We start from the raw sequence: 11780 nt of genomic DNA, 5'->3' as shown, positions 1-11780 counted from the left end.
CGCGACCAGTCCAGCTGGTTCTTCGAGCGCAGCTTGTTCAGCAGCAGCTGGTGCAGCTGGTCCCAGACGCCGGCCTCGTTCCAGGCCGCCAGGCGGCGCCAACAGGTCATCCCCGAGCCGAAGCCCAGCTCCTGGGGCAGATACTCCCACTGGATACCGGTGTGCAGCACGAACAGGATGCCGCGCAAGGCCTGCCGGTCGGGTACTCGTGGCCTGCCCTCGACCTGCTTCGGCGGTGGCTCGGGCAGCAACGGCTCGATCAGCGACCACAGTTCGTCCGACACGATCCACGGCCGCGACTGACGCTTCCCCATGCCCGCATCAACGAGCGGATCAAGTCGAGAGTCACATGATCAAACGCTTTTGTTAGAGCCAGTAAGAGGTGAGGCCTCCGGACCGTCGACGTCCTGGTGCGCTGCACTGCGGCGCTGGAAGGCTCGGGCAACGGCGGTCAGGTGCCACCACGCGTTCGCGGTCGCCTGGGTGGCGACGAAGACGCAGGGGAACCAAGGGGAACTCCCTCCTCACGGAAGGACGGGCACGTACGGGGCGAAGTCGGTGGCCGCAGGGAGCTTTCGCCGGCCAATGCAGTTGCTTTTGGGTCGTGGACGCCGTTGCCCCGGTTGTGACGGGGGGCAGGGCAGCGGGTGCGGATCGGGATTCTGACGAAGGTGTTCACCGCGGAGCTGGTCGACGCGGCGATAGCCAAGCACGACCGATCCGAACAACGGCGCCGCCTCCTACCGGCGCGGCTGGTCGTTTACTTCGTCCAGGCCCTGTGTCTGTTCGCCCGGGAGTCGTAAGAGGAGGTACTGCGCGTGCTGACCAGTGGCATACCGGGCAGCCGGGTCCTGGCCAGGGCGAACCGCTCCTCGTCACGCCGAGCGCGGTCCCGGCCCGGCGAGGACGTGATGGAGACCCTGCTCAGAGAGGTATCCGGACCGCTCGCCACTCCGGACACGCGCCGGGCATGGTGGCGCGGGCTGCGGCTGCTCGCTCTGGACTTCGCCGCGCAGTTCCTTACTGAGGACCACGAGGACGTCGCCGACGCCCTGCGCCAGCTGGCGGCCGTCTGCGTGGGCCATGCCCTCGAAGCGCGCCCCGCACCGGCCGGTTCGCTTCTGGTGCGCCTGACCGTCGTGTAGGGCGCACCGGGACGGCGGTTGTGTGGTGCGGCGCGCATCGGCCCGCGCTGGACGCCGTGCAGAGTGTTGTGGGGAGGGGCCGGCTATGGGTCCGTCCCCTCCCCTCGTTTCGGCGAAAGCGCGAAAACGGACGCCCGGTCACGTACCGCCGCCTCAGGCCCAGCGGTCGGTGTGCGGCCCCAGGCAGAAGAGAGATCCGCCGGGGCCGCTTGTACCAGTCCGCCTATCGGGTTCTCTTCGGCTTGCGCAGCACTATCGCGATGGCTGCCCCAAGGAGAATTCCGGGGATGACCAGGATTCCGAGTGACACCTTTGGCATCACGAGGTGAGCCAGGTAGATGCTGCTCACGCTGGCGACGGCAGCAATGGTGGACCCGACACGGTCGGGTTTACGATCTGGTGAGCGCATTTGTGCTGCCTTTTTCATCCCCATCGGTAACTGCCCATTCCGGCTACGCAGCCGAAGCCGCCGGTGACCCCGGCCAAGCCCCAGTCGACTGGCCCAGACCAGAAGCCATACGCGATGACCGGCCCAGCTCCGGCTCCGCCCCACCACGCGCACTGTCTGACATAGTGATTGCACGACACGCGGCCGCCCCATCTCCGGAAGGCGTAATAGGTGACACGCACAAAGCGGTGACGTCTCCCCCAGTTGCTGATCCGTCGGTGAACCTTCCGATAGTAACGGTGCCAATGCCACCACTTGCCGTCGAGGTCGTAGTGGTTGATCGGGTCGTCGTTGCAGTAGTCGTAGGCGTTGGCGCTGCTGCCGGGAACCGGGTCGACGGACAGGAATCGTCCGGTGGCAGGATTGTAGAGGCGCACGCCCATGAGGGTGAGGCCGGTTGGGGTCTCGCTGGAGCGCTGTTCGCCGCCGAGCCATCCGTAGCGGGTGGCGTTTTGGCCGGTGTGGGGGTTTCCGTGCTCGTCGTAGTCGAGAACCGTGGGCGCAACGTGGAGTCGTCGACGTGGACGCGGAAGACGAGGTGGCGTTTGCGAGGTGGGGTGGGCCCTGGCCGGGTGACCATGGCGTCCTGGATACAAGTCAGATGCGGGACATCGCTCGCATCTGTGAGGTCCAAGCCCAGTTCTTCGTCGAGTTCGCGCGCGAGGGCCTGATGGATGGGTTCGCCGGGTTCGACGTTGCCACCTGGCAGGGTGTACTGGTCCCTGCCGTCCTTGGTGCGGTGGATGAGGGCGATCTCTTCGCCGTTGAAAAGGGCTGCGGCGACGCGGATCTTGATACGGGTGAATGGCTCGGCAGAGGTCATTGAGGGGGTTCTCCTTCGGTGGGCAAGGTGCTGTGGTGTCCCTTGGGCAGGCGGCGCAGGCAGATGATGCAGCACGCGAGTTGCACAAGCCCCTGGTGCAGATCAGCGCGGTGTTCGTGGCGGATCTGCAGGCGCTTGAACTGGTGGTGCCAAGCGAAGGTTCGCTCAACGACCCACCTCGTACGTCCCAGGCCGGAGCCGTGAGCGGTGCCGCGTCTGGCGATGTGTGGCGTGACGCCACGGTCTCGCAGCAGCCGTCGGTACTTGTCGGAGTCGTAGCCGCAGTCGGCAAACAGGCGCTGCGGCCCGCCCCCCGCCCCTCCCGGGCGAGGGGCGCGGCTGGTACGCCTACACCGCTCCCCCGAGCCGCTGGTAGAGCACGTGCCTGGACCGTCGGGCACGGGTGACGAGCCCGGCCCGGTGGAGGATCTGCAGGTGGTAGGAGACGGTGGCCGGACTCAGGTAGAGCCGCTGAGCGATCTCCGTCGTGGAACGCGGTTGGCTCAGCTCGGCCAGGAGCTTTCGCCGCATCGCCCCGATCAGCTGGTGGTCCTGGGCGGGCGGAAGACAGTCGACCTGCGCGGCGGGATAGACGATGAGCGGAGTGCGCGACGCCGGCGTCCCGGGCGGTTCCCCGGCGCAGAAGAGGGCCCAGTCGACGAAGACGCTCGGCGTGAGGATCATCGCTTCCGCGTCCAGCGTCAGCCGGTGGATGCTGTCCGTGCGGAGGTGGACGAGAAGTTCGCCGTCGCGCCATTCCAGGTTCGGGGCCAGCCGGTTGAGGGCCTCGGCGAGCCCGTACTGGGCGATCTCGGAGGCCCGGGCGGTGACGTCGGCTTCCAGTCGGGCCCGGATGGCCGGCCACGAGGGCTTCAGTGCCGCGTGCCAAAACCGCGCCATCTCGTCGGCGAGTCGGCGCGCGAAGTGGTCCTCCCCCCGGTCGAGGGCCTGCAGGAGTTGCCGCGGCGCCGGGTGGCCGGAACCGGGGTCCCAGGAGTGGCCGTTGACCGCCTCGGCCAGCTCGTAGCGGATCCGTTCCTGCGGGGTCGCCGCGATCTGGTGAAGCGCGGTGTCGATGTCGGTCAGGAAGGCCGGGGGTTCCGGCCGCAGGAAGTCCGGGGCGTAACCGAGGGGGCCTCCCCGGCCGACGACGGCCAGCAGCCCGAGCCGGTGCCGGGTCAGCGCGTCCGTGGTCCTGGCCCGCCAGGGCGGGGTCAGGGTGCCTGGGCTGAAGCCGACGAGGCGGAGCAGGTCCTTGGCCGAGCCCATCGGTGAGACCGCGAACCTCACGCCCCCCAGCCCCCGAGCGCCCAGGCGGATCCGGATCACACGCGTTCCCCTTTCGCCAGTCCCTTCGAAAGAAATCGAATCATTCGACCGGTCAATCGGCGTGGCGTTTCCTGGATTCACCGCACAAACCGGCCCCGAAAGGAAACCAGGACCCGTGATCGTTCACAAGAAGCTGGCCGCCGTCGCAACCGCCGTGGCAGCCCTCACCGTCGGTGCCTCAGGCGCAGCATCCGCCCAGGCCGCCGAGCCCACCGCCCACCCCGTGGCCTGGGAGCAGGGCCAGGCGCCCGGCGCCCGGGCGGGCTCCCTCACCGCAGGCATCTACGTCCGGATCTACAGCCTGTACCAGGCGACCCCGGGCCAGTGCCTGGACGCCGACGCCACCGCCGGCAGCAACGGCACCAAGGTCCAGGTGTGGGGGTGCAACGGCACCACCCAGCAGGAGTGGATGCTGTCCACCGACGGCAGCCTGCGGAGCGTGCGGTTCCCGGGCATGTGCCTGGACGCCGACACCAACGGCGGCGGCGCCAACGGCACCCGGGTGCAGCTGTGGCAGTGCAACGGCACCACCCAGCAGCAGTGGTACCACCCCTCCGGGGACCTGGCCATCTACAACGTCCGCTTCAACAACGGCAACAACACCGTGCTGGACCGCGACACCAACGTCCGCGGCAACGGCGCCCAGGCCCAGCTGTGGGGCAAGAACTTCCAGTCCCAGCAGTGGTGGGACATCCGGACCGCGTGACGCCTCCGGCGCCGTCGGCGCCGGTGCCGGTGCCGGTGCCCGGTGCCGGTGCCCGGTGCCGGTGCCGGTGCCGGTGCCCGGTGCCGGTGCCGGTGCCCGGTGAACAGCACGTCTCGACATGGAGGGAACACGCATGAACGCAGCGGCACGTACCCGGAGGAAGCTCAGCGTGGGGGCCGTGGGGCTCGCCGCCGCGATCGCGTTCGCGGCGGGGATGACGCCGGCCTCGGCATCGGCGCCGACCGCGATCGCGTCCCCCTCGCTCAGGGACGGGGAGATCGTGGAGCTCTGGAACTACAACAGCCAGCACTGCCTGTCGGTCGGCGCCGGGAGCACGGCGGGCGGGGCCGGGATCATCCAGTGGTCCTGTTACGGCGGCGCCGAGCAGTACTGGGGCCTCTACCCCATGCCGAACTCCGGCGGCGGCTACGAGATCGTGAACAAGAACAGCGGCAAGTGCCTGGCCGATCCGGCGAGTTCGCCAAACGCCGGCGTCCAGCTGATCCAGTACGGCTGCGACAAGGGGGCGGAGCAGACCTGGTACTTCGACCGGAACCCGGACACGAGCTTCGCCCAGATGCGGAACCGGGCGAGCGGCCTGTGCGCCGCGGTCGGCGCCTCGAGCACGACGCCGGGCGCCCCGGTCGTACCCGCTGCGGCGTGGGACGCACTCGTCCGGGACCACGTGGAGGGTGTCCGACTCGAAGTCGATCGCGTCGACGGCCACGCCCAGGATCTCGCCTTGCCGAAGGCCGCAGCCGCCGCCCAGGTCGACCATGGCTTGGTACCTCTCGGGCATGCCGGCCCGGACGGCGAAGACCCGTTCCGGCGTCCAGGGCACGATGCGCTTGTTGTCCACCGTCGGTGGACGGACCGAGCGGGCGGCGCACGGATTCCGCGGAAGGTGCCCATCGTCCACGGCCGCGCTGAGGGCGGCACGCACGTTGGAGTAGATCGTCCGGGCGTACGAGCCGCGGACTCCGTTCTCCTGAAGCTGCCGCAGCAGCGGCCTCGATGGCGTCGGTGAGGAGTTCGGCCGTTGCCCATGGCGGGGGCGGGGTGTCTCCGCCGCTGGGGCCGTCGAGGCGGATGACCGCGTCGAAGTGGACGGCTCCGCGCTTCTGGTACTCGGCGACCTTGGCGAAGGAGACGCGCGCGTGCTCCCGGAATCGCCGCTGTGACAGGCCCGCCCGCTTGGCCATCTCACGACGCAGGTAGACAGAGAAGCGCCGCCAGAGCTGCCCGGCATGGGCCGCGTCGGACGGCCGTGATCAGGTCGTCGAGGCGGCGAGGCATGGTTGGCCACGGTGGTGCGTCGTAGGACGGACAGATGCCTCCACCAGTTCCAGTACCCCCACGACGTCCTCGACCGCTGCCTCACCGGCACCAGCCACGATGACCACACCACCCATTCAAGGTCAGTAGCCATCGAGGTGATTCGTTCCAATATTTTCCGATGCTATGACGTCATGCACGTTTTAGGTGTAGAACATGTACTCCCCCTCTTCGAGAAGCGGAGTAGTTCATGCGATCACTGCGCTTGGCGACAGCTGGCGAGGTAGCCGTTATGCTAGCCCTTCTCCTGTCTGCCTGTGATGGTGGTTATGGCTCACCTTCCGGTGACGAACAAGGGACTCACGCCACTGCGGGGTCGGTGCCGAGTAAGGTTTCGCCGCAGCCAACAGCCCTGGCTTCAGATTCGAACGGTCATTCCACCCATGCGGCCGACGACGAGGTATGCGACAAGCTGCCCGCAGCCGAGGTCGAGAAGATCGTGCACAAGCCGATCAAGGCGACTGACCGCATGCTCGATGTCCACGCACCAGGTGTTGTTGTCAAGCGAGACCCATCTCTCTGCACCTACGAGATACCGAAAGAAGGCAACCTACCAAGGTTTGTAGCTATCGGCCTTATCGATCCTCCCGAGTCGACCACGGCGTGGAACAGGGCCTACAGGCGCAACCACAATCAAGTAACCCGAGAGTTCGGTTCTGGTACGCAGGGCATCGATATGGGTAGCGGTATCTATGTGATTCACAAGGGGGACGCACTTATCACGTTTCAGGGCATCGCGGCCGGCTTGGATGACGCTGTCCTGCAGCAGTTGGCCAGAAAAGCGGCCCAGGTACTTGGACCGCGCGTAGCGTAACGTCTGAATAGAGGTAAGAACTCATTCCGTGCGGTCTGCACAGCTTTCGTTTGTGCCTGCCCTATGACATGGACATCGTATTCACTGGTCACATGAAGCGCCTAGGAACGTCCGTCCCAGTAGGTGATGCCGTCACGCAAGACGCCACCGCACAAGGTTGGATCAGCGCTCTTGCCGCAGAGCAGCAACTCGCCGTCGCCGTTTATGGCATTGAAGGCCAGGATGCCGTTGGGCTGAAGGTCCATACTGAACTGGCTTCCGGTAGCGAAGGCATAAGCCGAGCTTGCGTTCGGCGTGGTGATGTCACTGGAGGTGACGGCCGCAACTGCTCTCCCCTCGGACTGAGTGACCGAGAAATGTGCGGCCCAGCTTTCCCCGTGCGTGCCAAGCCAGGTGAAGAAGCCAGTACCATCGCCGTTGACCGTCGCGAAGAACCGGATGGACTCCCAAGTGCCAACGTAACGCTCCAGCCAAGCGGGCGGCTCGGCCGGCTTCGGGCTGATCTCCAGATGGAGACGAGTGCGGTTTACTTGGCTGTCACCGTAGGCTGCCGCCAAGCCGTGGCTCATCTCAACGAGTCCTAGAAATGCCACTACCGGGCCGACCGCCAAGTGTCGCCAGTCGAAGAACTCCTTGAGAACGTCGTCGGTAAGGCAGTTCGCCAGGATGTGACCCAGGTTCAGATCACCGAGCGTAGCGAGGCAATTCTTTGCCTCCAGTGCCTTGCTCAGCAAGTCGACCTTCTTTTGTGCTGCACCCATATGGAATTTCGCCAACAGCGTGAAGAGGGCATCGCCCATCACATCGATGGTGTGCAGACCGAGACTGAACTTGGAGAGCTCCAGGTCAAGCGTTGCCTTTTGCCCTGCTTTAATGGGCGCGATGCGCAGCGATACTTGACTGCCGGCATCTAAGACCGCGTGGCCATGCTGGTGCGCCAGTTCGCTGAGCGACAGGCCCGTTGCGCTGTACGGCGTTGCCAGCGTGAGTCCAGAAAGCTTGAGCTCCACGGGATAGCTCATCCGATTGGTTACCTTTAGATAGACTTCACCGTTTTCGTGTGAAAGGCAGTGATAAACAGAACCCGCACCTCGCACTGCCACATCGAGTCGTTCGAAGTCGGAGTCGTACGAGCACTGCGGTGGCTGTGCGCTCTTGGTGAGTCCGTTTGTCAATCCATCCAGAAAGTCATCATGAACGATGCGTGCAGCTTCCTGTGCATCGAGCTGGAGTACCTGGATCCACGACAGGTGCGTCACGGTAAGACGCGCATGTTGCCTGTCTGCCAGAAGTTCGGCTGGAACCAGATGCCACCCCTCAGCCGTGTGCGTGGCGTTGTGGGCAACCAAGAGGACGCTATGCGGCGCTGGGCGGTTGTCAAGTCGGATGACTACAGTCAGCGGCGACACAAGCGGTCCGGAAGGCCCAATCTCAAGAGGCCTCGAAAGAGAGGTTATATATTGCCCGTGAAAAGAGCGGACCACACGGGCCTGCCGTGCAGTAATGGAGCGGGGTACCTGACTGCCGCTGACTCGTACGCCTTCCCCGATCTGTTTGCCTTCCGCACGGATGGTTTGAGGCTCGTCGGCTGTCGCTACCAGCCGTATGGCAAGGTAGAGGAGAAGCGCTGCTGTCATAAGAAGTGCGATGAGTGGGAGCATCTTCTTCGAGCATGCCGGCATCGCCGCTCCTCGGTTTGTTGTTACTTAAGGCATAACGCACAGAGAGAGGATATCGAGCGGTTTTTGCGTTACTTTTACAGTGTGTCTGTCGCCGGGAGTTTGGGTCTTCATCCCCGCAGTGGAGTGACCGACGGGGCAGGGGACGGGGTCCGTCGTGCTCCTGCGTCATCACCGCCTATTGGCGACGTGTCCTAGAGGTTGTCCCGTAACGGGTGCGGGGGTTGATGCGTTGAGTGGGCATGGGTGGGGTGATCTCAGCGGATGATCCGAAGTGGATCGAGCCGTTCTCCGGGCTGACCGAGGTGCAGTTCGCCAGGCTGGTGGCGCTGGTACGGCGCCGTGGCGGGGACGTTCAGCGGGGCCGTCCGTGGCGGCTGCCGCTGGAGGACCGGGTGCTGCTGGTGGCGACGTATTGGCGCACGAACCTCACGCTGCGGCAGGTGGCGCCGTTGTTCGGGGTCTCGAAGTCCGCGGCAGACCGCATTCTCGATCACCTCGCGCCGCTGCTGGCCATCTCGCCGGCCCGCCGACCGCGCAAGGACACTGTCTACATCGTCGACGGGACACTGGTGCCCACCCGCGACCGCAGCGTGGCCGCCTCCAGCAAGAACTACCGGTACTCGACCAACCTCCAGGTCGTGATCGACGCCAACAGCCGCCTGGTGGTGGCGATCGGAATCCCGCTGCCCGGCAGCCGCAACGACTGCCGGGCCTTCACCGAGTCCGGCGTCGACCGGGCCTGCCGCGGAGCCCCGACCATCGCCGACGGCGGCTACCAGGGAACCGGCCTGCTCATCCCGCACCGCAGACAACGCGGTCAGACTCACCTCAGCCCGCAGCAGGAGGCGGAGCACGCCGTCCACCGCAGGGCCCGAGCCCGGGTGGAACACGCATTGTCCCGACTGAAGAACTGGAAAATCCTGCGGGACTGCCGGCTCAAGGGCAACGGCGTCCACCAGGCCATGCTCGGGATCGCCCGACTACACAACATGGCCCTCACCGGATGACTCACACCCCATACGGGACAACCTCTAGGGGTGCTGAGGAGCTGCGGCATCGCACTGGTGTGCGTGTAGGCCCTGGGGTCTTCGGGGTGCTCCCCCGGCGAACTACGTGGCGGCTGCGGCAGGTTCGGTGAGGCGGTCCAGCTGGGTCGCCGCAGACTGAGAAATCGAGCCGCGCGGTGACGGTATCTGGCGCTACGGTCCAGGAATGACGACCACACCCTGGCAGCCGCTCTCCGACCGCGAGGCCGGGCTTCCCGTCGACCGGACAGTCCATGAAGGAGTTCCCGAGCACCTGGAACCGGGACTGCGGTCATGGGTGCGGGATTCGGTGGTGACGGAGTCCCTTGTCCACCGCGTCGTAGCCGCGCTGAGGTTGAACAGCGACGCCTTCGACAACGGCCGTCTCCCGTCGAGCGCACGTGATCTGTCCAGGGTGCCCGCCGGCCTGCTTCTTGATGTCGTCGACTGTCTGCTCTACCTCGATGTCGGCGAGGTCGCCCGTCACGAGTACCTTGTCAAGCACCCGAACGCAGCCTCTCCCTTGGCGGCCGTACTCTCTAAGCCCCCGAAGTTCGTGGATCCGGTCAAGACACTGGACGCGCTCCTCGGCGATGCCGCCTCCGCCTACCAAGTTCGCGAGGCCGACGACGTCTCGCACGCCGGCCTCGAGCGGGTTGTCGACGCCACCGTCGCCGACTCCGCGGTCATGTCCATGCAGCAGGCCGAATTCTCCGGCCGCGACGACGCCAGCTTCTATCTACGCAGCTCCTGGACCAAGGCGTACGCCCTGCACCCAGACGCAAGTGGCGCTTACGTCGATGCGGTGCGGGCAGTGGAAGATGTCGCGATTCCCCTGTACGCGGGCACCGATCCCCGGGCGACCCTCGGCTCCGTCATCCGTGAACTGGATCGCAACGGAACGGCCTACTCGATGGTGATCCTCGACAACAATGCGGTCCCCGCCAAGGTCGAATCGATCCTCTCTCTCATGAAACTTCTCTGGCACGGGCACCGCGACCGACACCCCGGAGGACAGACCAGCGCACCCATCACCCTGGAAGCCGCCCGGGCCGCCGTCCACATCGCGGTGCTCCTCGTTCAGCTCCTCAGCACTTCCGCAGTGACAAGGAGCCTCCCGCCCCAACCGTGACAGCCCACGGCAAGAAGTGGAGCCGCTTGCGGACTTCTATCTCCTGGCACTCCGGCTGCCCTGTTTGAGGTAACCGCGGACGATGGCCTCCTGGCCGCTGCGGGGTCGGAGGTAGACGCGCTGCTCCGCTGCCTCGATCTGAAGCCGGTTGAGGAAGCCAACCGTCTCCTCGGTGGCAATACTTATACCGTTGCGGGGCGTCCTGCCGACCAAGAGATGCTTGGGGCCGAAAGGCAACACGATCGCGGTGGAGTCGCCAATCGCAACGTGAAAGGTGGTTCTGGTTTCACTCTGCTGAATGGCCAGGGCCGGGGTGTCACCCAGGAGGAACTCCCCGGCGGCGGGCACCAGGATCTCCAACCCTGCGCTGCTGATCATCTCCTTCGCCTTGTCGAAGGTGACCTCGATCCGCGCCCGGAAGGCCGCACCGTTCTCGAAGTTCTCCAGGTGCGGGCTCAAGATGTGGTCTGCCGCCGCGGCCAAACCCTGCGGTCCGGAAAGGTGAAGTCCGCTGCGTTGCAGTACCGCAAGGCGCAGAAGGTCGGACTTGTCTGTAAGCAGGGCGGTGCGGTGCTCGGTGTAGACCTTGGCGAAGGTGCGCTCATGGACGTTGCGGTAGTTCAGCGAGCGGACCAGGTGCAGGGCGATCAGGTCCTTCAGGGTCTGCACATGCTGCTCATGCTGGAAGACGTCGCCCCGTTCAACCGCGCGCGCGGCGTCGGGTATCCGTGTCTCGAGCTTGCCCCACACCTGTTCCAGGGAGGCGGAAGCGAAGCGTGCGAAGTACTTGACCTTGCCGCACTCGCGCGGGCTCGCCATCTTATGCAAACGCTCGGGGTGGTCAAGGTTGAAGGGCACGAGCTTGAGCCCATGACTGCCGAACGGAGTGGCGAAGCGCTTGAGTAGCACTTTGGAGATCACGTGCTGACCAACCACATGGCGATCGGCCTCGGGCCGGAGTTCCTCGATCCGGGCATCGATCTGCTGCGCCGCCACCAGCCACGGATTGGATGATCCCTCGTTCATCCGCCCAGTGTGGCAACCAGGTCCGACAGGCGAGACGCATTTTCCGTCTGCCCTCAGCGCGTGATCGCCCGACAGCCGTAGTCGGCAACCGCGCGACGCCAGGTTCGTCCTTGATCCACGCTCAGCATCGGATCACCTTCGGCGGCAGAACACCGTCGCCCAGCTGACCGAGGGCAGGCCGTAGGCAGCGGTGCCGGCGGGCGTCAGGGCGTGTCACCGGACTACTGAGGTTGAACTCGTGGTGTCGCAGGGGCTGACGGCTCGTCGGTCGTGCGGTATCACCGGGGCATGCGGTATCCACAAGGGGGCGGACTG

At 65.7% G+C, this 11780-nt stretch carries 12 protein-coding genes and 3 pseudogenes; 7 read left to right on the top strand and 8 right to left on the bottom strand.

Going from position 1 to position 11780, the window contains the following annotated elements; all coding sequences use genetic code 11:
• Positions 1–314 (bottom strand): transposase (locus AB0J12_RS39090; RefSeq protein WP_363269576.1); only part of this gene is annotated, 314 nt, incomplete at its 3' end.
• A 333-nt stretch (positions 315–647) separates the two neighbouring features.
• On the opposite strand from AB0J12_RS39090, the gene AB0J12_RS39085 reads away from it, so the two are divergent.
• Both AB0J12_RS39085 and AB0J12_RS39080 read left to right on the top strand, forming a co-directional pair.
• Positions 648–803, top strand: a complete 156-nt coding sequence (locus AB0J12_RS39085; protein WP_363269575.1) for a transposase domain-containing protein — start codon at positions 648–650, stop codon at positions 801–803.
• Between the two features lie 15 nt (positions 804–818).
• Complete coding sequence (locus AB0J12_RS39080) at positions 819–1145, top strand: hypothetical protein (protein ID WP_363269574.1); 327 nt, start codon at positions 819–821, stop codon at positions 1143–1145.
• Positions 1146–1568: 423 nt separating this feature from the next.
• Here the strand turns inward: AB0J12_RS39080 and AB0J12_RS39075 are convergent, their stop codons facing one another.
• From AB0J12_RS39075 to AB0J12_RS39060, 4 genes and pseudogenes are all read right to left on the bottom strand, one after another.
• Positions 1569–2189, bottom strand: a complete 621-nt coding sequence (locus AB0J12_RS39075; RefSeq protein ID WP_363269572.1) for an RHS repeat-associated core domain-containing protein — start codon at positions 2187–2189, stop codon at positions 1569–1571.
• Positions 2147–2416 (bottom strand): annotated as a pseudogene (locus tag AB0J12_RS39070) (NUDIX hydrolase); the annotation flags it as partial. The pseudogene AB0J12_RS39070 and the gene AB0J12_RS39075, both read right to left, overlap by 43 nt.
• Positions 2413–2721, bottom strand: a pseudogene (locus AB0J12_RS39065) (transposase); the annotation flags it as partial. The pseudogenes AB0J12_RS39070 and AB0J12_RS39065, both read right to left, overlap by 4 nt.
• Positions 2722–2764: 43 nt before the next feature.
• The gene (locus AB0J12_RS39060) at positions 2765–3685 is read right to left on the bottom strand and encodes a winged helix-turn-helix domain-containing protein (protein ID WP_363269571.1); all 921 of its coding nucleotides are present in this window, start codon (positions 3683–3685) and stop codon (positions 2765–2767) included.
• A gap of 175 nt (positions 3686–3860) precedes the next feature.
• On the opposite strand from AB0J12_RS39060, the gene AB0J12_RS39055 reads away from it, so the two are divergent.
• Positions 3861–4451 (top strand): ricin-type beta-trefoil lectin domain protein, encoded by a 591-nt coding sequence (locus AB0J12_RS39055; RefSeq protein WP_363269570.1) that lies wholly within the window; start codon positions 3861–3863, stop codon positions 4449–4451.
• 118 nt (positions 4452–4569) lie between these two features.
• The gene (locus tag AB0J12_RS39050) at positions 4570–5478 is read left to right on the top strand and encodes an RICIN domain-containing protein (protein WP_363269569.1); all 909 of its coding nucleotides are present in this window, start codon (positions 4570–4572) and stop codon (positions 5476–5478) included.
• Here the strand turns inward: AB0J12_RS39050 and AB0J12_RS39045 are convergent.
• A pseudogene (locus tag AB0J12_RS39045) lies at positions 5444–5704 on the bottom strand (replication initiator); the annotation flags it as partial. The gene AB0J12_RS39050 and the pseudogene AB0J12_RS39045 overlap by 35 nt on opposite strands.
• A gap of 314 nt (positions 5705–6018) precedes the next feature.
• On the opposite strand from AB0J12_RS39045, the gene AB0J12_RS39040 reads away from it, so the two are divergent.
• A complete protein-coding gene (locus tag AB0J12_RS39040; protein ID WP_363269568.1) occupies positions 6019–6600 on the top strand; it encodes a hypothetical protein in 582 nt (193 codons plus the stop codon).
• A 101-nt stretch (positions 6601–6701) separates the two neighbouring features.
• Here the strand turns inward: AB0J12_RS39040 and AB0J12_RS39035 are convergent, their stop codons facing one another.
• Positions 6702–7949, bottom strand: coding sequence for a hypothetical protein (locus tag AB0J12_RS39035; protein ID WP_363269567.1), 1248 nt, complete (start codon positions 7947–7949; stop codon positions 6702–6704).
• A 572-nt stretch (positions 7950–8521) separates the two neighbouring features.
• Between AB0J12_RS39035 and AB0J12_RS39030 the strand changes: the two genes are divergently transcribed.
• Both AB0J12_RS39030 and AB0J12_RS39025 read left to right on the top strand, forming a co-directional pair.
• Positions 8522–9289, top strand: a complete 768-nt coding sequence (locus tag AB0J12_RS39030) for a transposase (protein ID WP_363269566.1) — start codon at positions 8522–8524, stop codon at positions 9287–9289.
• Positions 9290–9494: 205 nt separating this feature from the next.
• On the top strand, positions 9495–10439 hold the full coding sequence (locus AB0J12_RS39025; protein WP_363269565.1) for a hypothetical protein: 945 nt from the start codon (positions 9495–9497) through the stop codon (positions 10437–10439).
• A 36-nt stretch (positions 10440–10475) separates the two neighbouring features.
• On the opposite strand, the gene AB0J12_RS39020 is transcribed toward AB0J12_RS39025, so the two are convergent.
• Entirely contained in the window at positions 10476–11465 is a 990-nt protein-coding gene (locus tag AB0J12_RS39020; protein ID WP_363269563.1) for a DUF4238 domain-containing protein, read from the bottom strand.
• Positions 11466–11780 lie beyond the last annotated feature (315 nt).

The organism is Streptomyces sp. NPDC049915 (assembly GCF_040656475.1).
Taxonomy (GTDB): Bacteria; Actinomycetota; Actinomycetes; order Streptomycetales; family Streptomycetaceae; genus Streptomyces.
The sequence above is the reverse complement of the archived record's forward strand: the minus strand, read 5'-3'. Positions and strand labels throughout refer to the sequence as shown.